Source organism: Amycolatopsis stemonae, from assembly GCF_054781455.1.
Genome location: NZ_BAAGUJ010000008.1, coordinates 133,336 through 153,797 on the forward strand (window position 1 = coordinate 133,336; position 20,462 = coordinate 153,797).

A 20,462-nucleotide genomic window follows, 5' to 3' on the forward strand; every position below is an offset into this window, starting at 1 on the left:
CGGCGGCAGTGCCGAGATCAACGTCATCGAGCCTGGATGAATCGGATGCTAGACCCGCACCCGGCACGCGGCTCACCTCCGGGTTCCTGTCTGTGATGGACCAGACACCGGTATTCCCGCCCCGCCACCCGGCGGTGTGGCGCAGCACACTCGGCCGTGCGGCCCAACTGTCCACGCTCCTCACTGGTGATCCGATCTCTGCGACATCTGATATCTGATGCGCTAGGCCGATAGGCTGGTACGTCCGGTTTTTTGTTGACCAACTAGCGGCCTATTCCTACTGTCACTCCCACATACATCGGATCTCTCACGATGGGGTGACGTTCTGGTGAGACGACTCGGCTTGGTGATCGCCGTCGCGGCCCTGCTCCCCGTGGTGGCGGTCACTCCCGCCCGGGCCCTGCCGGACGGGCTGGCGCTCAGTCCTCCGATGGGCTTCAACAACTGGAACACCACCGGGTGCGCCGTCGACGAGCAGATCATCCGCGACACCGCCGACATCTTCGTCGCGCAGGGCCTCGAAGCGGCCGGCTACCAGTACGTGAACGTCGACGACTGCTGGGCGGAGGCCCAGCGCGACGCCGACGGCCGGATGCAGGCGAACAAGGCGCGCTTCCCGCACGGCATCAAGGCGCTGGCCGACTACGTCCACTCGAAGGGCCTGAAGTTCGGCATCTACACCAGCGCGGGCACGCTGACCTGCGCGAAAACCCAGCCGGGCGCGCTCGACCACGAAGACGTCGACGCGCAGACGTTCGCGGACTGGGGTGTCGACTACCTCAAGTACGACAACTGCAACAACCAGGGCCGGCCCGCGCTCGAGCGCTACACGAAGATGCGCGACGCGCTCGCGAAGACCGGTCGCCCGATCGTGTACTCGCTCTGCGAGTGGGGTGAGAACAAGCCGTGGGAGTGGGGTGCGGACGTCGGGCACCTGTGGCGCACGACCGGCGACATCAAGGACAACTGGGCCAAGGTGCTCCAGATCCTCAAGGCGAACGCGCCGCTCGCGCCGTACGCCGGGCCGGGCCACTGGAACGATCCCGACATGCTCGAGGTCGGCAACGGCGGCATGACGACCGTCGAGTACCGGTCGCACTTCTCGCTGTGGGCGATGATGGCCGCGCCGCTGCTCATCGGCGCCGACCTGCGCAAGGTGTCGCCGGAGAACTTCGACGTCCTGCGCAACGCCGAGGTCATCGCGCTCGACCAGGACCGGCGTGGCGTCCAGGCGCGGGTGCTGTCCAACCAGGACGGTCGCTGGGTCTTCGCGAAGCCGCTGCAGAACGGCGACGTCGCGGTCGCGCTCTTCAACGAGACGTCCGCCAACGCCACGATCGGCACCACGGCCGCCGCCGCCGGGCTCCCGAAGGCCGCCGGGTACTCCGCGCGTGACCTCTGGGCGCACCGCGATCTCCAGACGGCGGGCCGGATCTCCGCGGTCGTCCCACCACACGCGACAGTCGTCTACCGGGTGCACGCGGGCGGCGCGTGGCTGGGCGACGCGCCCATGGTGAGCACGGGCGTCGAGCTGGCCGCGCCGGTGCCGGGCGTGCCGGGGGAGATCACCCCGGCGGGGAAGCCGTTCGAGGTCACGGTGTCCGCGACCGACGAAGCGCGCGTCCCGGTGTTCGACCCGCGGGTCACGCTGACCGCGCCCGCGGGGTGGCGGGTCGAGCAGCTGGCCCGGCCACGGGCGTTCGTCCTCGCCACGGGTGACACGGCGGCCGGGCGCTGGCGCGTGACCCCGCCGTCCGGCACCGAGGGCACGACGGCGGTGCTGAACAGCGGCGTCACCTACCGGACGCTCGGCTTCGGCCAGGTCTCGTGGCACGGCGACCAGCAGCTGACGGTGCCCGCGGCGCCCCCGGGCGCGCCCGCCTGGGCGAGCGACCTGCGCTGGGCGGCGGAGAAGAACGGCTACGGCCCGGTCGAGCGCGACATGTCCAACGGCGGCATCCCGGCGGGCGACGGCAAGCCGCTGACGATCAACGGCGTCGGCTACCCGAAGGGCCTGGGCGCGCACGCCCCGAGCGAGCTGGTCTTCTACGTCGGTGGCCGGTGCACGGCGTTCACGGCGGACATCGGCATCGACGACGAGCGCAAGGCGACGAACAAGCAGGGCTCGGCGACGTTCGAGATCTGGGCGGACGGCTCGAAGGTGGCCGCCACGGGCGTCCGCACCTGGCAGGACCCGGCGCTGCCGCTGGCGGCGGACCTGCACGGCGCCCAGTACCTGCGCCTGGTGATCACCGACGGCGGCGACGGGAACTCCTACGACCGCAGCGACTGGGCCGCCGCCCGGCTCACCTGCGGCTGAACCGGGCGTGATCTCACTGGGTGACCGGACTGGCCCAACCCTCGGACATTCCGGCACACTGAGTCACACAAAACGGCAGTTTGGCCGTCCCAGAGTGAGGTCGCTCGCCGAAAGCAGGCCCGCGCGTGCTCGATGATCACGTTCGGTGTCCAGTTCGTCGCGCGCAAGACTCGTGAGTAAACGTTTGTGTTACGTAGCGTGCCGTTCCTATGGCGCATTCCTGTCCGTTGGGTACGGTCCACCAGTCGACCCGGCAGTGGGCCCGGTCGTGCCCTGGACATCCGCTGGATCAGCGGGGAGGGAGAAACACGTTGCGTCGCATGCGTGGAACCGCGCTGGCCGCCGCGGCCATGGCCGGGGTGCTCGCCCTGGCCGGGTGCGCCAAGGACTCGAGCGGTGGCAGTAGCAACAACAGCGCCGCGCCTTCGTCGGGCGGCTCGGACTGCGTCACCGCGCAGAAGCCGCCCGCGGCCCCCGCCGCGTCGAGCAGCACGGCCGCCGCGGGCGGCAAGGTGGACGGCAGCAAGCTGAAGATCGGCCTGGCCTTCGACGTCGGCGGCCGGGGTGACGCGTCCTTCAACGACGCCGCCGCCGCGGGCACCGACAAGGCGAAGAGCGACCTCGGCGTCACGACGGTCAGCGAAAGCACCGCCAGCGCCAGCGAGGCCGAGTCGGCCAAGCAGCAGCGCCTCGACCAGATGGCCTCCTCGGGCCTGAACCCGATCATCGCGGTGGGCTTCGCCTACGCGCCGTCGGTCAAGGTCGTCGCGGCCAAGTACCCGAACACCAAGTTCGCGATCGTCGACGACGACTCGATCACCCTGCCGAACGTGACGCCGCTGGTCTTCGCCGAGGAGCAGGGCTCGTTCCTGGCCGGCGTCGCCGCCGCGTACAAGAGCAAGAGCTGCCACATCGGCTTCGTCGGCGGCGTCAACACCCCGCTGATCCAGAAGTTCGAGGCCGGCTTCCTGCAGGGCGCGAAGACGGTTTCGTCCAAGATCAAGATCGAGGACGAGTACCTGACCCCGGCCGGTGACTTCTCCGGCTTCCAGGACCCGCCGAAGGGCAACGCGAAGGCCCAGGCCGAGATCGCCAAGGGCGCGGACGTGATCTACCACGCCGCCGGCGCCTCCGGTAAGGGCGTCTTCGACGCCGCGAAGTCGGGCAACGCGCTGGCCATCGGCGTCGACTCCGACCAGTACAACCAGAAGACCGTCGAGGCGGACAAGGACGTCATCATCACGTCCATGCTCAAGCGCGTCGACGTCGCGGTCTTCGACTACGTGCAGGCCGTCGCGAAGGGTGACCTGAGCGGCCTGCCGAAGCGGTTCGACCTCAAGGTCGACGGCGTCGGCTACGCCACCTCCGGCGGCAAGGTCGACGACATCAAGGACGTCCTCGACGGCTACAAGGCCCAGATCATCTCGGGCGCGATCACCGTTTCGGACAAGCCGCAGAAGTAAGGCAGTTCGCGTCGGGGCTCGGAGGATTTCTCCTCCGGGCCCCTCACGCGTTTAGACGAGATATGGAATTCTCCCGCCCATGAGCACTGCCGAGGCCCCGGCCGAGGCCGTCCCCGACCGGGGCGCGCCCGCCGTCCAGCTGACCGGGATCACCAAACGGTTTCCCGGCGTGGTGGCCAACTCCGACGTCAACCTCACCGTCGCCACGGGCGAGGTGCACGCCATCTGTGGCGAAAACGGCGCCGGCAAGTCCACCCTGATGAAGATCCTCTACGGCATGCAGCCGCCGGACGAGGGCACGATCGCGATCAACGGCGAGGAGGTGCGCCTGCGCAACCCGCAGGACGCCATCCGCGCCGGGATCGGCATGGTGCACCAGCACTTCATGCTGGCCGACAACCTGACCGTCGGCGAGAACGTGTTCCTCGGTGCCGAGGCCCTGCACGGCATCGGCCGCGCGGCCCGCGCCCGGCTGGCCGAGCTGGCCCAGCGCACCGGCCTGCACGCGAAGCCGGACACGCTGCTCGAAGAGCTGGGCGTCGCCGACCGCCAGCGCGTCGAGATCGTCAAGGTGCTCTACCGCGGGGCGAAGATCATCATCCTGGACGAGCCGACCGCGGTCCTCGTGCCGCAGGAGGTCGACGCGCTGTTCGCGACCGTCCGGGAGATGAAGGCCGACGGCTACACCTTCCTCTTCATCTCGCACAAGCTCGACGAGGTCCGCGCGATCGCCGACACCGTCACGGTGATCCGCCGCGGCACCACGGTCGGCACCGCCGACCCGAAGACCATCACCTCCCGCCAGCTCGCGGAGATGATGGTCGGCTCGGAGCTGCCCAGCCCGGAGACCCGCGAGTCCACCGTCACCGACCGCCCCGTTCTGCGGCTGACCGGGCTGACGCTGGGCGCCGAGGGATCCGACCGCAACGCGCTCGACGACGTCACCTTCACCGTGCGCGCGGGCGAGGTGCTCGGCGTCGCCGGCGTCGAGGGCAACGGCCAGACCGAGCTCGTCGAGACGATCATGGGCATGCGCAAGCCGTCCGGCGGCACGATCGAACTCGTCGACGCGGACGGCAGGGCGCGCGACATCACCAAGGCGGGCACGCTGGCGCGGCGCGAAGCGGGCATCGGCTACATCGCCGAGGACCGCACGCGGCACAGCCTGCTGCTCACGCAACCGTTGTGGGTCAACCGGATCCTCGGCTACCAGACCCGCGAACCGGTCTCCAAAGGACAGTTGCTCGACATCGCGGGCGCCCGCGCCGACACCGAGCGGATCGTGCGCGACTACGACGTCCGCACGCCCGGGATCGACGTCCCGGCCGCCGCGCTTTCGGGCGGCAACCAGCAGAAGCTGATCGTCGGGCGCGAGCTGTCCGGCGAGCCGGTGCTGCTGGTCGCTTCGCACCCGACCCGCGGCGTGGACGTCGGCGCGCAGGCGCTGATCTGGGAGCAGATCCGCCTGGCCCGCGCGGCCGGCCTCGCCGTGCTGCTGATCTCGGCCGACCTCGACGAGCTGATCGGCCTGTCCGACACGATCCGCGTCATGCTGCGCGGCCGTCTCGTGAGCGAGGCCGACCCCGCCACCGTGACCCCGCAGGAACTGGGCTCGGCGATGACCGGCGCCGGAGAAGGTGACGCAGAATGACCTCCTGGCGCACGAAACTGCTGCCACCGCTGCTGGCGATCGTCTTCGCCGTGCTGCTGTCGGCCATCGCGCTGATCATTTCGGGGGCCGACCCGCTCACCGCGTACGGCACGATGATCGGCCAGATGTTCAAGGGCTCCACCGCGGTCGACACGGTGAACCTCGCGACGGTGTACTACCTGTCCGGGCTCGCGGTGGCCATCGGCTTCCAGATGAACCTCTTCAACATCGGTGTCGAGGGCCAGTACCGGTTCGCCGCGGTCGTCGCGGCCATCGCGGGCGGCGCGCTGAAGCTGCCGCCCGTGATCCACACGCTGGTGATCCTCATCGTCGCCGTGGTCGCCGGTGCGGCGTACGCGGCGATCCCGGCGATCCTCAAGGTCACCCGGGGGGTGAGCGAGGTGATCGCGACGATCATGCTGAACTCGATCGTCGGCGGCATCATCGCGTTCCTCATCAACGCCGACCAGTTCGGCGTGCAGACCGGCAACAACATCGGCACCCGCGTGATCGAGCCGTCCGGCCGGATCCCGGGCATCCCGCTCGGCTCGGGCACGCTCTTCGGGTTCGTGGTCATCGCGGCGGTCATCGGCGGCGCCTACTGGTTCATGCTCAACCGCACGCGGTTCGGCTTCGAGCTCAAGGCGTCCGGCGAGTCCACCACCGCGGCCGCCGCGGGCGGCGTCAACGCCAAGAAGATGACGCTGATCGCGATGCTGCTCTCCGGCGGCGTCGCCGGCCTGGTCGCGATGCCGGAGCTGCTCGGCCGCGACTACAGCTACGGCATCACCTCGACCCAGATGTACGGGTTCACCGGCATCGCGGTCGCGCTGCTGGGCCGCAACCACCCCGGCGGCATCGCGCTCGGCGCGCTGCTGTGGGCGTTCCTCGACACCTCCGCGGTGTCGCTGGAGCAGATCAACGTGTCCAAGGAGATCGCGACGATCATGCAGGGCATCATCGTGCTGTCGGTCGTCGTGGCGTACGAGGTCGTGCGCCGCGCCGACCTGGCCGCCGAACAACGCAGGGTCGGCCGCGCACTCGGCGGCAACGGCCGCAAGGGCGCTTCGGTCGCCGAAGGGGGTGCGGTCTGATGGCCGTCACCGACTTCTCCCGGCCGGAACCGGGGGCCGGCACGACGATGCCGGTGCACCGCAAGCGGTCCCGCATCCCCGGCTGGCTGCGCGGCGTGATCTGGGCCGTCGTCGCCATCGCCGTCATCTCGACGGCGTCGTACTCCACCGGCGTCTCCGCGCTGACGTCGTCGAACACCGCGTCGACGGCGTTGCGGCTCGCACTGCCGATCCTGCTGTGCGCGCTGGGCGGTCTCTGGGCCGAACGCGCGGGCGTCGTCAACATCGGCCTCGAGGGCATGATGATCCTCGGGACCTGGGGCGCCGCCTGGGGTTCGTACAACGGCGGGGTCTGGGCCGGGCTCGTGGCCGCGCTCGTCTTCGGCGCGCTCGGCGGGCTGCTGCACGCGGTGGCGACGGTGACGTTCAACGTCAACCACATCGTCTCCGGCGTCGCGATCAACCTGCTCGGCCTCGGCGTCACGAAGTACCTGGCGAACCTGATCTTCGAGCCGCTGTCGGGCAACCCGCGGCAGTCGCCGGTGGTGCCGAAGTTCGACACCTACTCCGCGACGTTCCTCTCGGACTGGCTGGGCGACCTCGAGAAGGAGCAGCGCGTCGGCATCTCCGACGTCGCGGGCATCCTGCGGGGCCTGGTCACCGAGGTGGCGCCGCTGACGATGATCGCGATCATCCTGGTGCCGGTGAGCTTCTGGGTCCTCTGGAAGACCCGCTTCGGCCTGCGGCTGCGCTCGTGCGGCGAGAACCCGGTGGCCGCGGAGTCGCTGGGCGTCAACGTCTACCGGCACAAGTACATCGCGATGCTGATCTCCGGCGCCCTGGCCGGCATGGGCGGCGCGTCGCTGGTGCTGCTGCGCGGCGGCGCGGACTACCTCGAGAACCAGACGAACGGCCGCGGGTACATCGGCCTCGCGGCGATGATCTTCGGCAACTGGCGCCCGGGCGGCCTGCTCGGCGGCGCGGCGCTGTTCGGCTACGCGGACGGTCTCCAGCTCGCCGGCGGTGGCGAAGCGGTGCTCGCGCTGCTGTACGGCGCGGTGATCCTGGTCGGCGTGATCGTCGTCGTGCAGCTGTTCCGCCGCCAGTGGATCGCGGCCGGGCTCGGCGTCGTCGGCGCCGGCGTGCTGTACGCGATCTACTGGTCGAACGACACGCTGCCGTCCGACCTGATCCCGTACACCGCGCACTTCGTGACGCTGATCGTGCTGGCGGTGGCTTCGCAGCGGCTGCGGCCGCCGAAGGCCGACGGCCAGCCGTACCGGCGGGGTGAGGACTGAGTGTCTACTGTGGACTGGGATGCGCTGCGCTCTCAGGCGATCGAGGCCGCTTCCCACGCCTATGCGCCCTATTCGGGGCTGCACGTGGGGGTCGCCGGGATCGTCGACGACGGACGCGTGGTGACCGGGTGCAACGTCGAGAACGCCTCTTACGGGCTCGGGCTGTGCGCCGAGTGCACGATGGCCGGGCAGCTGCGGCTGTCCGGCGGCGGGCGCCTGGTCGCGGTCGCGTGCCGCAGCGGCGCCGGTGACCTGCTGATGCCGTGCGGCCGCTGCCGGCAGATCCTGTTCGAGCTGGGCGGGTCCGCGTGCCTGGTGGACACGCCCAGCGGCATCCTGCCGATGTCGGACGTCCTGCCGGACGCGTTCGGCCCGGACGACCTGCCGTGAGCGCGTTCGCGGCGGTCGACGTGATCCGCGTCAAGCGGGACGGCGGCCGGCTGTCCGACGAGCAGATCGACTGGGTCGTCGACGCGTACACGCGCGGCGTGGTCGCCGAAGAACAGATGTCGGCGCTCGCGATGGCGATCTTCCTGCGGGGCATGGATTCCGGCGAGATCTCGCGCTGGACCGGCGCGATGATCGCGTCCGGTGAGCGGCTCTCCTTGGACGTCTCGCGGCCCACGGTCGACAAGCACTCGACGGGCGGTGTCGGCGACAAGATCACGCTGCCGCTCGCGCCGCTGGTGGCCGCGTGCGGGGCGGCCGTGCCGCAGCTGTCCGGGCGCGGGCTCGGCCACACCGGCGGGACGCTCGACAAGCTGGAGTCGATCCCCGGCTGGCGGGCCGCACTGTCCACTTCGGAGATCCAGGCGCAGCTCGAGGACGTCGGAGCGGTGGTCTGCGCGGCGACGTCCGGGCTGGCCCCGGCGGACAAGAAGCTGTACGCGCTGCGGGACGTGACGTCCACAGTGGAGTCGATCCCGCTGATCGCCAGCTCCATCATGAGCAAGAAGATCGCCGAGGGCGCGTCCGGGCTGGTCCTGGACGTCAAGTTCGGGTCCGGCGCGTTCATGAAGACCCTCGACCAGGCGCGGTCGCTGGCGACGACCCTGACCTCGATCGGCGTCGACCACGGCGTCCCGACGACGGCCCTGCTGACCGACATGAACGTCCCCTTGGGACGCGCGGTCGGGAACGCGGTGGAGGTCGCGGAATCGGTTTCGGTGCTCCAGGGCGGCGGGCCGGCGGACGTCGTCGAGCTGACTCTGGCGTTGGCCCGGGAGATGCTGGCCCTGGCCGGGATTTCGACGGACCCGGCGGCGGTGCTGGCGTCGGGCGAGGCGTACGAGACGTGGTGCCGGATGATCTCCGCCCAGGGCGGCGACCCGGCGGCGCCCCTGCCGACGCCTTCACACGTCCACACGGTCGTCGCGCCGGCTTCGGGCGTGCTGGCTTCGCTGGACGCGTACGGCGTCGGCGTCGCGGCGTGGCGGCTGGGCGCGGGCCGGGCCCGCAAGGAGGACCCGGTCCAGGCGGCGGCGGGCATCCTGTGCCTGGCCAAGCCCGGGGACGCCGTCACCGAGGGTGAGCCGCTGCTGGAATTGCACACGGACACCCCGGAAGCGGTTCCGGCGGCCTTGGAGGCGTTGGAAGGCGCCTACTCGGTAGCTTCGTCGGCGCCCGAGCCGGCGCCGATCGTCCGGGAGACGATCCGCGGCGAGCTGTGAGGCTCATCGCCGAGATGATCACCCTTCCGAGTGACGCCCGCGCCTCTCGAAGGCCATGAAGAAGGCCCCCGCCGTTCGCCGGCGGGGGCCTTCTTCATGAGTGCTGCTTATTCAGTGGCTTCTTCGGCGCCTTCGCCCGTCTTGGCCTTCGGGTCCGCGGCCTTCGGGGCCCGGCCGTTGCGCGAGCTGCGACGCGGCTGGCGCGGGGCGGGCGGGGGCGGGGCGATCTGCTGGACCGCGGGGCCGCCGCCGAGCATGAGCTCCGCGAACGTCGCCATGGCCTCGTCGAGCTGGCCGCCGATGCGGCGGACGCTCTCGTCGTTGCTCTTGCGGACCAGCGAGTCGACCGAGTCGGAGTCCGGCTGCTTCGCCAGCGTGTCCTCGACCTTGGACAGCCCGCTCTTGAGCGCGCCGTCGAGCTCGCCGATGCCGGAGAGGAAGCCGTCCTCCACCTTGTCGAGGCGGCCGGCCAGCTCGTCGAGGCGGGTGGTGACCGTCTCAAGCCGGTTGCCCAGGTTCTCCAGCCGGTCGGACGCGTCGATCATCTCGCCGGTCTCGGTCAGCGCGGTCTTGAGCGCCTCGGTGTTGGCCCCGATCCGCTCCTTGGTGGCGCGGTCGAGCTCGTCGACCTTCGCGCGCAGCTCGTGGTCCGCGGTGTCGACGCGCTCGCGCAGCGTCGACTCGGCCTGGTCGATCCGCTCGCGGACCGGGCCGTGCACCGACTGCGGCAGCGACTCGAGCTTCGCGTCCTGCTTGTCCAGGTGCCCGCCCAGCTCGTCGAGCCGGCGGTGGATGTTCTGGAGCTTGTCCTCCAGCCCGTCCATCCGGCCCGCGACACCCTCGAAGCGCGCGGCGACGCCGTCGAGGCGGCCGTCGAGCTGGGCGAAGGGCTTGGCGAGCTTGTCCGGGAGGGCCTCGATCGCGCGGGTCAGCGCCGCGAGGACGTTGTCCTGCGCCTCGAGGCGGGACATCGCTTCGTCGAGGCGCTCGGCGAGGACGCTGACCTCGGTGCGGTCGGGCATCTCGGACAGCCGCTTGCGGACCGCGCCCAGCGAGTCCACCGGCGCGAGGCGGGCGTAGATGTCGTCGAGCGCGTCGAAGATCTGCTGCTGCTCGCTCTCACGCACTTCGGCCGCGCGCACCAGCATGTTGCGCATCCGGTCGAAGGACGGGGCGGCAATGTGGTTGTCAGTGGTCACTGCTGTGTGTCCTTCGTCGGCGGGGAAATGGAGGGACGTGCCACGAAGCTTATCGATTGCAAAAATTGCTGTCTGTATGGCCCCCGTGAAGAGCCTATTGCGGAGGCAGCCCCCGGATGGCCGATTCGTCACATGATCGTCGACGCTGAGGGTTAGCGTGAGGCTGAGAGTTACGGCCATGTAGGGGAATGACAACGAGGTTACCGTTGGGGGATGCCTGACGAAAGCCCTGTTCTGACCAGCGAGACACTCCGCAGAGCCCCCAAGGTGCTCCTGCACGACCACCTCGACGGCGGCCTGCGCCCGGCGACCGTCGCCGAGCTCGCCGAAGCCACCGGCTACGCCGGTCTGCCCACCGCCGATCCCGCCGAGCTGGGCACCTGGTTCCGCCGGGCGGCGGACTCCGGCTCACTCGTGTCCTACCTCGAGACGTTCGCGCACACCTGCGGGGTGATGCAGACCGAGGAAGCGCTGGTCAGGGTCGCCGCGGAGGCGGTGGAGGACCTGGCCGCCGACGGCGTCGTCTACGCCGAGGTGCGCTACGCACCGGAGTTGTTCGTCGAACGCGGTCTGTCACTCGATGCGGTGGTCGAGGCTGTCCAGGCGGGGTTCACGGAGGGCACACGCCGGGTGGCCGCGAACGGCGGCACGATCCGCGTCGGGACGTTGCTCTGCGCGATGCGCCAGCACGCCCGCGCGCTCGAGATCGCGAACCTGGCCGTCCGCTACCGCGACGCCGGCGTCGTGGGGTTCGACATCGCCGGGCCGGAGGACGGATTCCCGCCGACCCGGAATCTCGACGCTTTCGAGTATTTGCGTCAGAACAATGCGCATTTCACGATTCACGCGGGCGAAGCGTTCGGGTTGCCGTCCATTTGGGAGGCGATTCAGCACTGCGGTGCCGAGCGGCTCGGGCACGGCGTGCGGATCGTCGAGGACATCAAGACCGACGCGGACGGCACGGTCCACCTTGGACGGTTGGCGGGCTACGTCCGCGACCGCCGCATCCCGCTGGAGATCTGCCCGACGTCGAACGTCCAAACAGGCACGGTCCGCTCGATCGCCGAGCACCCGATCGGCCTGCTCAAGCGGCTGCGCTTCCGGGTGACCGTGAACACGGACAACCGGCTGATGAGCGGATGCACGATGACCAGCGAATTCACCGCGCTGCACGAGACCTTCGGGTATGGCCTCGACGACTTCCGCTGGTTCACGATCAACGCGATGAAATCCGCGTTCATCGATTTCGACTCCCGGCTCGCGCTGATCGACGACGTCATCAAGCCCGGGTACGCCGCGCTGAGATGAGCCTTTCCGCTTCGGACCGCAACTCGCTTGCGGTCCTTAGCCATGCCAACTATCGTTCACTATGTAGGAAGTACTTCTCAATATCTGAGACGGTGACGATGATGGCGCAGGTCGCTGGCGATGCGGGTGAGCAGGTGCACGCGAGTTCACGGCGGTGGCTCATCCTCGCGCTCGGCCTCGCCGCGCAGACCGCGAGCTGCTCGTTCCTCTACGGCATCCCGTTCCTGGTCCCGGCCATGCAGGCGGACCAGGGGCTGTCGCTGGCCCAGGCGGGCACGGTCGTCGCGGCGCCGAGCATCGGGCTGCTGTTCACCCTGATCGTGTGGGGCGCGGCTGCGGACCGTTACGGAGAGCGTCTGATCATGGCGCTCGGACTGGGGGCGTCGGGGTTACTCCTGGTGTACGCCGGCGTCGGCACTCACCCGGTCGGCCTCCTCTTTGGAGTGTTCTTGGCGGCCGGAGCGTGCACGGCTTCGGTGAACGCGGCCAGCGGTCGCGTCGTGATGGGCTGGTTCGCGAAGTCCGAGCGCGGCGTCGCGATGGGCATCCGCCAGACGGCCCAGCCGCTCGGCGTCGGCGTCGCCGCGCTCGGGCTGCCGCCGCTGGCCGCGCACTTCGGGTTCCGCGCGGCCGTCCTGCTGCCGGCCGGGCTGGCGATCGTCGTCGCGCTGCTGGTGGCGTGGCTGGTGACGGACCCGCCGCGCCCGCCGCGGCCGGCTTCGGGGGAGAAGCCGCCTTCGCCGTACCGGCACGCGGCGCTGTGGCGGGTGCACGGCGCGAGCGCGTTGCTGGTGGTGCCGCAGTTCGCGGTGTCGGCGTTCGCGCCGGTGTACCTGGTGGCGGTGCAGCACTGGAGCCCGCTGTCCGCGGGCTGGTACCTGGCGGTGGTCCAGGTGCTGGGCGCGGCGGGGCGGCTCGGGTCGGGCTGGTGGTCCGACCGCGTCGGCAGCCGGCTGCGCCCGATGCGTCAGCTGGCGGTGCTGAGCTGTCTGGTCATGCTGCTGGTGGCGCTGGGCGACGTTTCCTGGCCGTGGCTGGTGCTGCTGGCGCTGGCCCTGGCGGGCGTCATCACGGTGGCGGACAACGGCCTGGGCTTCACGGCCTCGGCCGAGCTGGCCGGCCTGGCGTGGTCGGGCCGCGCGATGGGCACGCAGAACACGGGCCAGAACATCGCGGCCTCGCTGACACCGCCGTTGCTGGGCCTGGTGATCGGCGACAGCCGCTACGCGCTGGCCTTCTGCGTGGCAGCGATCTTCCCGGCCCTGGCAGTGCTGGTGGTCCCGACCCGCGCCGAACACCCGTCGGAGGACTGACCCCCGTGTCGACCCTCCAATCACGAGTGATGCCCCTTCAATCACGCGAGATGCCCGCTCAATCACGCGAGATGCCTGCTCAATCACGCGAGATGCCCGGCTGAGCACGTAAACCGGCTCCGGCCGCGCGTGTCTGGAGGGTCGACACGCGTGACTGCGGGGTCGACTCGCGTGATTGGAGGGTCGACACGCGTGATTGAGGGGTCGACATGGCGAAGGCCGCCTGCCGGACGGGTCCGGGAGGCGGCCTTCGGCGGGAAAAATCAGGCGAAAGTCAGGCTACCGTCAGGCGGTTCTCGAACGTCTCCACGAGCTTCCGCCACGCGCTCTGCTCCGCGTCGAACGGGGCCGACGGCTCGAGGCGCGTCGGGTCCGGGCGCAGCACGAACGACACCAGCCAGCCCAGGCTTTCGTTGCCCGCCAGTGCCGTCTCCGCCGAGTCGTCGCCCGCCCAGTCGGCTGCGTCCGTGATCAGCTCGACCGCCAGCTCCAGCTGCGTCGGGTCGATCGCCTCGGGGCCTTCCGCGATGTCCGCGTCCAGACCCGTGAGGACGTACGTGTTCTCGGTGTCGACCTCGATCTCGAGCTCGCCCGCCGTCGCCTTCGCCAGGACCTCTTCCCACGTCGAGACGTCGGCGAGGTCGGTGTCGGCCAGGTCCTTGCCGTCGGCCAGGGCGCGCGCCAGGGCCTTCTCCGACGTGAAGACGTCGATCTCGCCTTCGCTGCCGAGGAACACCGGCGCGTCGTCGAGGTAGCAGCGCAGCGTGTAGTACTCCGCGCCGGACGTGATGATCTTGATCGGGTCGATGCCGACCTCGGCCCAGAAGCCGACCGGGGCGTCGTCTTCCTCGTCCTCGTCGTCGGAGTCCGCGGAGTCGATGGCCTCGAGGTCCTCTTCGCCCTCCGCACCGGCCTCGGCTTCGGCGGACTCCTCGTGGAACGCCGCCAGCTCTTCGGCCGTCTGCTCCAGGACCTTCTCGTCGACGTCCGGCTGGGTCACCAGGCCGTCGATCGCGTCGAGGACGGTGTCCCACTTCTGCGACACCGTCTCGGACAGGTCGTTCCACACCTGGACGCCGACGCTCCCGGTGAACGGCAACGTGCCCTGGTCCAGCAGCGAGAAGCCCTCGGTCGAGTCGAGGATCTCGTGCACCTCTTCGAGGTCGCAGACGTCGGCGAGCGACCGCACGATGCCGACGATCTCGGCCAGCTCGGCGATGTGCCAGACGTCCGGCTCCTCGGCGACGAGCTCGGGCACGCCGACGAGGTCGTAGGTGTGGTCCTCGTCCGGGATCAGCTCCGGCACGTTCAGCGACGGCACAGCGTCCCACGCCGGGTGGTCGATCAGGTCGTGCCGCTCGGACGTGCGGACGAAGGCGGCCAGGTGGGCGGCGTCCGGGAAGGCGTACAGGTCGTCCTCGTCGCCGAGGAACGCTTCCCACTCCTCGCCGTCTTCCCGCCAGCGCGGCGCCCACAGGGTGACGACGTCGCCCTGCGGCAGCCCGAGTTCGATCGGGATGATGTCCTGTGCCATTCCTTAGCCCTCCGGAGTACCGCCCGTGTGCGCGCGAGACCGGAAGTATCTCCCGGGACCATCGCGGTACCGCGAAGCCTACGGGTTTACCACGCGCGATGCGATCGCCCCTGCCGACTTTGCGACGAGCGGATGGCACGATGGACGTCTGATGACTCTCACAGACCTCCTGCCTGCGGATCCCGACCCCGACGCCCTGTTCGAAGCCTTCACGGCCTGGACGGCCGAGCGGGGCATCGAGCTGTACCCGGCGCAGGAGGAGGCGGTGATGGAGGTCGTCTCCGGATCGAACGTCATCCTCTCGACGCCGACCGGGTCCGGGAAGAGCCTCGTGGCCGTCGGCGCGCACTTCACCGCGCTCGCCCAGGGCCGCCGCAGCTACTACACCGCGCCCATCAAGGCGCTGGTGTCGGAGAAGTTCTTCCAGCTCATCGACATCTTCGGCGCCGACAACGTCGGGATGATGACCGGCGACTCGAGCGTCAACCCGGATGCCCCGATCATCTGCTGCACGGCGGAAATCCTGGCGAACATCGCGTTACGGTTCGGGGCGGACGCGCCGGTCGGGCAGGTCGTGGCCGACGAGTTCCACTTCTACTCCGAGCCCGACCGCGGCTGGGCGTGGCAGGTGCCGCTGCTGGAGCTGCCGAACGCCCAGTTCGTCCTGATGTCGGCGACCTTGGGCGACGTGTCCTTCTTCGAAAAGGACCTCACCCGCCGCACCGGCAGGCCGACGGCCGTCGTGACGTCGGCGCAGCGCCCGGTGCCACTGACCTTCAGGTACGCGCTCACGCCGCTGCACGAGACGATGTCCGAGCTGCTCAACGGCGGTCAGGCGCCGGTCTACGTCGTGCACTTCTCGCAGGCCGCGGCCATCGAGCGCGCGCAGACGCTGATGAGCATCAACGTCACGACCAAGGCGGAAAAGGAAGCCATCGCCGAGCTGATCGGCGATTTCCGCTTCTCCGCCGGCTTCGGCAAGACGCTCTCGCGGCTGGTCCGCCACGGCATCGGCGTCCACCACGCCGGGATGCTGCCGAAGTACCGGCGGCTGGTCGAGACCTTGGCGCAGTCCGGGCTGCTCAAGGTGATCTGCGGGACCGACACCCTCGGCGTCGGTATCAACGTGCCGATCCGGACGGTGGTCTTCTCCGCGCTGACCAAGTACGACGGCGTCCGCCAGCGCCACCTCAAGGCGCGCGAGTTCCACCAGATCGCGGGCCGCGCCGGGCGCGCGGGCTACGACACCGACGGCTACGTCGTCGTGCAGGCGCCCGACCACGTCGTCGAGAACGCGAAGGCGCTGGAGAAGGCGGGCGACGACCCGAAGAAGAAAAAGAAGATCGTCCGGAAGAAGGCGCCGGAAGGCTTCGTCAACTGGACCGAGAGCACGTTCGACCGGCTGATCGCGGCCGACCCCGAGCCGCTGACCTCCAGCTTCAAGGTCACGCACTCGATGCTGCTCAACGTGATCTCGCGGCCGGGCAACGCGTTCGACTCGATGCGCCACCTCCTCGAGGACAACCACGAGGACCGGCCGTCGCAGCGCAAGCTGATCCTGCGCGCGATCGCGATCTACCGCGCGCTGCTCGCCGCCGGCGTCGTCGAGCGGCTGTCCGAACCGGACGACCAGGGCCGGATCATCCGGCTCACCGTCGACCTGCAGTTCGACTTCGCGCTCAACCAGCCGCTTTCGCCGTTCGCGCTGGCCGCGATCGAGCTGCTCGACCTGGAGTCGCCGTCGTACCCGCTCGACGTCGTGTCCATCGTGGAATCCACTGTGGACAATCCGCGGCCGGTGCTCTCGCAGCAGCAGTTCAAGGCCCGCGGCGAGGCCGTGAACGCCATGAAGGCCGAGGGCATCGAGTACGACGAGCGGATGGAGCTGCTCGAGAACGTCACGTACCCGAAGCCGCTCGAGGAGCTGCTCGAAGCGGCGTTCCGCAGCTACCGGCAGGGCCACCCGTGGGTCGCCGACTACGAGCTCTCGCCGAAGTCGGTCGTGCGCGACATGTACGAGCGCGCGATGAACTTCGTCGAGTACATCGGGTTCTACCAGCTCGCCCGGTCGGAAGGCCTGGTGCTGCGCTACCTCGCCGACGTCTACGACGCGCTGCGCCACACCGTGCCCGACGAGGCGAAGACCGAGGCGCTGCAGGACCTCATCGAGTGGCTCGGCGAGCTCGTCCGGCAGGTCGACTCGAGCCTCCTGGACGAGTGGGAGGCGCTGCGGCACCCGGAAGAGGAAGGCCCGGTGTCGCACCGGCCGCCGGCCGAGCCGCCCGCCGTCACGCGCAACGAGCGCGCGTTCCGCGTCCTGGTGCGCAACGAGCTGTTCCGCCGGGTCGAGCTGTTCGCGCGGCGGGCGTGGTTCCCGCTCGGCGAGCTGGACGCGGCGTCCGGCTGGGACGCCGACGCGTGGCAGGAAGCCGTCGAGGACTACTTCGAGGAGTACGACTCGCTCGGCACGGGCCCGGACGCGCGCGGCCCGCAGCTGCTCATGATCGAGCAGCAGCCGGACGTCTGGAAGGTGCGGCAGATCTTCGACGACCCGGCGGGCGACCACGACTGGGGCATCAGCGCGGAGGTCGACCTGGCGGCGTCGGACGAGGCGGGTGCGGCCGTGGTGCGGGTGACCGAGGTGGGGCCGCAGTAACCGTTGCGGATTCCTGACCGCTCAGTCATCGTGATCACATGGTGGCGACAGTGCGGGAGCACCGGATCGGCGACGTGCGCTGGACGATCGTCCGGGGTCCCCGGGAAGCCGCTTTCCGGGCGCTGGGGGAGTACGCCGCCGAGGACATCCGGACCGTCCTCGACGGACTCTCGCAGTGGCCGGTGACCGCGCGGGCGAAGCGGTCGCCGGTGCTGTTCCGGGCGGTCGAATCGGCGTCGCAGGTCGAGCACCCCGACGCGTACGCCGAGCTGACGGCGCTGGCGGCGGGCGCGGGCGTGCCGTTCGACGACCTGCTGCTGGCCAACCTGCGCGGCGACCTCGGCACCGGCGACGGCACCGGGTGCACCGACCTCGCGTGGGTGGGTTCGCCGAGCCTGCTGGGGCACAACGAAGACGGCGCCCCGGTGTTCGACGGCATCGGGCGGCTGCTGACGCTGCTGATCGAGGGCGAGCCCGGCGTGTGCGTCTGGTGGTACCCGGGTTTCCTGCCGGCCAACACGTTCACCATCACGACCCACGGGCTGGTGTGGGGGATCGACAGCGTGAGCGTGGTGGCGCCTTCGCCGTGCGCGGGCCGGCACTTCGTGGCGCGCTCGGCGCAACGCGCGACGAACGTCCGGGAGGCGGTGTCCCTGCTGCGCAGGCGGCCGTCGGCGGGCGGGTTCGCGTACACGATGGGACAGGTCGGCTCGCCGTCCGTCACCGTGGTGGAGAAGGCGGGCAGCGAGACGGCCGTGCTGACCGTCGCGAGTGGACTTTCCTGGCACACCAACCACTTCCGGCAGCTGCCGCCCACTTTGGACGCCGCGCCGGAGGAGAGCCTGAACCGGGCCGAGCTGTGCGCGCACCTGAGCGCGCCGGACCCGGACGCCGCGTGGCTGGTCTCGGCGCTGACCGGCGGCGTGTACCGCAACGCCACCGGCGGCGACGACCTGATGACGGTGAGCACGCTGGTCGCGGACCTGGACTCGGGGCTGGTGACCGTGGTCCCGCGCGGCGGCGAACCCCTGCGCGCCCGTGCGGCGGAGCTGGCCATGGGCGACATCGACGCAGTCGGTGCGCTCAACGGCGCAATCGCCGCCGGGCAGGGCGCTTCCCGCGCTAGCGTGGAAGCTCCGGAACCTGGGAGGGAACCATGGTGAAGCGGTTGCTGGCGGGGATCTTCGCCGCGGGAGTGCTGGCGTTCGTGCTCGCCCCGGCGGCCACGGCGGCGACGGCGGTCGAGTACGCGACCGACGCGACCGCCATCGAGTACGGCCTCTGACCGGTCAGGCCGGCGGTAGCCCGGCGCGGCCCGGGTCCAGCAGATCCGGGTCGAGCCGGATCAGCTCGTCCTCGAAGGCTTTCCAACCGTGCGAAGCGACGTAAGCCGCCTCTCCGGCCGAGATCGGCACCAGCCAGACGATGGCCGCCCGGTTCCCGTCGTCGACGTCGACCGCCGCGAACGCGTCGTCGAAGTACACGGGACTCGCCGCGTACAGCGCCTCCATCGCGCTGCCCGGCGTGAACGGCCCGCGCGGGCCGAGGACGTCACCGCGCAGCAGCGGCCGCCCCGACGCGATGACCTCGTCCGCGACTTGGCCCAGCAGGTGCGGCAGGCCTTCGGCGAACTCGCCCGGGTAGCTGCCCGCGACCAGTTCCAGCCACAGGTGCCGTCCCGACCGGGGAGAATGCAGGGGGTGCCGGCTCAGCCCGGCGGTCGCGAACCACTTCGCGCCGAAGGCGCCGGCGTACGCGCCGACCTGGAAGCCGTCGCGTCGCCAGCCGCCGGTGAGCGGGCCCAGCCGCTCCTCGAGGTGTTCGATCAGTCCCACCGCGTCATTCTCACCCGGCCGGCGCTAGGACGGCCGGGCGCGCACGGCGACGGCACATCGGGCGCGGCCCGGGCTCTCACGACGGGGGGTTCTTCGCGGCCAGGGTCAGCAGCGGCACCGCGGCCGCGGCGTCGGTGATCAGCGTCGACACCATGCCGGACCGCAGGACCGCGTCCACCGCCGCCGCTTTCGGACGGCTGTAGCCCAGCGCGATCACCTCCGGGACCGCCATCAGCTCCTCGTGGCTGATCGCCAGCACGTGGTGCGCCAGCCCCGTCGACAACGCGTTCCCCGAGGCGTCGAACAGGCGCGCCGCCACCTCCGCCGTCGCGCCGCGGGCCGCGATCGCCGCTCGCTCGGCTTCGTCCAGCGCGTCGTACACCGTCGACTCTCCCGGCTGCCACGCGCCGATGCTGACCACGGCCTTCGTGAGGTGCCGGAACTGCCCGAACGTTTCCGCGATGCCGGGCTGACGCCGCAACGTCTCCGTGGTCCGGCGGTCCGGCAGCACCAGCGGGCCGAAGATCGGGTAGGCGTCGCCGCCGGACACGGCCGTCACGCGGCTGACCGTCTCCACCGAACGGCCGCGCATGTCCATCCCGGCCTGCACCCCGCAGAGCTGGACGACCGGGCACCGCGGCAGCGACCGGATCGCCTCGGTCATCGCGTTCACCGAACGCGCCCACGACAGCCCGACGACGTCGTCCGGCCGGACGATCTCCTCCAGCAGCCGGGCGGCCAGGGTCCCGATCTTGGCCCGGACCACCTCCTTCGGCTCGCGCTCGGTTGAGCGTTCGAGCACCAAAGCCTGCTTCAGCCCGTAGGCCGAGCGCACCTCGTCGGACAGCGCCAGGTCCACCGGCGCGGGCAGCGAGAACTCGACGCGCACCAGGCCGGACTCCATGGCCGTGTCGAGCATCCTCGCGACTTTGAAGCGGCTGACGCCGAACTCGTCGGCGATCTCCAGCTTGGAGCGTCCCTGCACGTAGAAGCGCCGGGCGATGGTGGCCAGCAGGATCGCCTCCGTGAGCGAAGACTGCTTCTTAGACGCGCTCATATGAGCACTATAGACCGAAATCTGCCCGAAAGGTTGACGTAACACCGACGTCAGACCTGTAATGCCTTCACATGTTCTCGACGCC

The 20,462-nt window shown here is 70.2% G+C and carries 16 protein-coding genes; 12 read left to right on the plus strand and 4 right to left on the minus strand.

Annotated features, from left to right (window positions below; genetic code table 11):
- Positions 1–328 precede the first annotated feature (328 nt).
- The 7 genes from ACYVLJ_RS28115 (at position 329) to ACYVLJ_RS28145 (ending at position 9,475) form a co-directional block, all read left to right on the plus strand.
- Positions 329–2,320, plus strand: coding sequence for an NPCBM/NEW2 domain-containing protein (locus ACYVLJ_RS28115; RefSeq protein WP_460440934.1), 1,992 nt, complete (start codon positions 329–331; stop codon positions 2,318–2,320).
- A gap of 320 nt (positions 2,321–2,640) precedes the next feature.
- Positions 2,641–3,783, plus strand: coding sequence for a BMP family lipoprotein (locus tag ACYVLJ_RS28120; protein WP_451977764.1), 1,143 nt, complete (start codon positions 2,641–2,643; stop codon positions 3,781–3,783).
- Between the two features lie 79 nt (positions 3,784–3,862).
- Positions 3,863–5,434: an ABC transporter ATP-binding protein gene (locus ACYVLJ_RS28125; RefSeq protein ID WP_460440935.1), complete on the plus strand. Its 1,572-nt coding sequence runs from the start codon at positions 3,863–3,865 to the stop codon at positions 5,432–5,434.
- On the plus strand, positions 5,431–6,528 hold the full coding sequence (locus tag ACYVLJ_RS28130) for an ABC transporter permease (RefSeq protein ID WP_451977758.1): 1,098 nt from the start codon (positions 5,431–5,433) through the stop codon (positions 6,526–6,528). The genes ACYVLJ_RS28125 and ACYVLJ_RS28130 overlap by 4 nt, the downstream gene beginning before the upstream one ends.
- The gene (locus tag ACYVLJ_RS28135; protein ID WP_451977755.1) at positions 6,528–7,805 is read left to right on the plus strand and encodes an ABC transporter permease; all 1,278 of its coding nucleotides are present in this window, start codon (positions 6,528–6,530) and stop codon (positions 7,803–7,805) included. The genes ACYVLJ_RS28130 and ACYVLJ_RS28135 overlap by 1 nt, the downstream gene beginning before the upstream one ends.
- A complete protein-coding gene (locus tag ACYVLJ_RS28140; RefSeq protein ID WP_103353020.1) occupies positions 7,806–8,195 on the plus strand; it encodes a cytidine deaminase in 390 nt (129 codons plus the stop codon).
- The gene (locus ACYVLJ_RS28145; RefSeq protein WP_451977752.1) at positions 8,192–9,475 is read left to right on the plus strand and encodes a thymidine phosphorylase; all 1,284 of its coding nucleotides are present in this window, start codon (positions 8,192–8,194) and stop codon (positions 9,473–9,475) included. The genes ACYVLJ_RS28140 and ACYVLJ_RS28145 overlap by 4 nt, the downstream gene beginning before the upstream one ends.
- A 107-nt stretch (positions 9,476–9,582) precedes the next feature.
- On the opposite strand, the gene ACYVLJ_RS28150 is transcribed toward ACYVLJ_RS28145, so the two are convergent.
- Positions 9,583–10,674, minus strand: a complete 1,092-nt coding sequence (locus ACYVLJ_RS28150) for a PA containing protein (protein ID WP_451977749.1) — start codon at positions 10,672–10,674, stop codon at positions 9,583–9,585.
- 213 nt (positions 10,675–10,887) lie between these two features.
- Between ACYVLJ_RS28150 and ACYVLJ_RS28155 the strand changes: the two genes are divergently transcribed.
- Both ACYVLJ_RS28155 and ACYVLJ_RS28160 read left to right on the plus strand, forming a co-directional pair.
- A complete protein-coding gene (locus ACYVLJ_RS28155; protein ID WP_460440936.1) occupies positions 10,888–11,982 on the plus strand; it encodes an adenosine deaminase family protein in 1,095 nt (364 codons plus the stop codon).
- A gap of 101 nt (positions 11,983–12,083) precedes the next feature.
- On the plus strand, positions 12,084–13,295 hold the full coding sequence (locus ACYVLJ_RS28160) for an MFS transporter (RefSeq protein WP_451977744.1): 1,212 nt from the start codon (positions 12,084–12,086) through the stop codon (positions 13,293–13,295).
- 274 nt (positions 13,296–13,569) lie between these two features.
- Here the strand turns inward: ACYVLJ_RS28160 and ACYVLJ_RS28165 are convergent, their stop codons facing one another.
- The gene (locus ACYVLJ_RS28165) at positions 13,570–14,829 is read right to left on the minus strand and encodes a primosomal protein (protein ID WP_451977741.1); all 1,260 of its coding nucleotides are present in this window, start codon (positions 14,827–14,829) and stop codon (positions 13,570–13,572) included.
- Positions 14,830–14,980: 151 nt separating this feature from the next.
- Here ACYVLJ_RS28165 and ACYVLJ_RS28170 point away from each other — a divergent pair, with 151 nt between their 5' ends.
- Genes ACYVLJ_RS28170 through ACYVLJ_RS28180 form a run of 3 tightly spaced genes read left to right on the plus strand, consistent with a single transcriptional unit; the run spans position 14,981 to position 18,770 of the window.
- Positions 14,981–17,485: a DEAD/DEAH box helicase gene (locus ACYVLJ_RS28170; RefSeq protein WP_460440937.1), complete on the plus strand. Its 2,505-nt coding sequence runs from the start codon at positions 14,981–14,983 to the stop codon at positions 17,483–17,485.
- Between the two features lie 38 nt (positions 17,486–17,523).
- The gene (locus ACYVLJ_RS28175) at positions 17,524–18,648 is read left to right on the plus strand and encodes a C45 family peptidase (protein ID WP_460440938.1); all 1,125 of its coding nucleotides are present in this window, start codon (positions 17,524–17,526) and stop codon (positions 18,646–18,648) included.
- A complete protein-coding gene (locus ACYVLJ_RS28180; RefSeq protein WP_451977733.1) occupies positions 18,642–18,770 on the plus strand; it encodes a hypothetical protein in 129 nt (42 codons plus the stop codon). The genes ACYVLJ_RS28175 and ACYVLJ_RS28180 overlap by 7 nt, the downstream gene beginning before the upstream one ends.
- A gap of 4 nt (positions 18,771–18,774) precedes the next feature.
- On the opposite strand, the gene ACYVLJ_RS28185 is transcribed toward ACYVLJ_RS28180, so the two are convergent.
- Positions 18,775–19,320: a suppressor of fused domain protein gene (locus ACYVLJ_RS28185; protein ID WP_451977730.1), complete on the minus strand. Its 546-nt coding sequence runs from the start codon at positions 19,318–19,320 to the stop codon at positions 18,775–18,777.
- 76 nt (positions 19,321–19,396) lie between these two features.
- Positions 19,397–20,377 (minus strand): sugar-binding transcriptional regulator, encoded by a 981-nt coding sequence (locus tag ACYVLJ_RS28190; protein WP_451977727.1) that lies wholly within the window; start codon positions 20,375–20,377, stop codon positions 19,397–19,399.
- Positions 20,378–20,462: the final 85 nt, after the last annotated feature.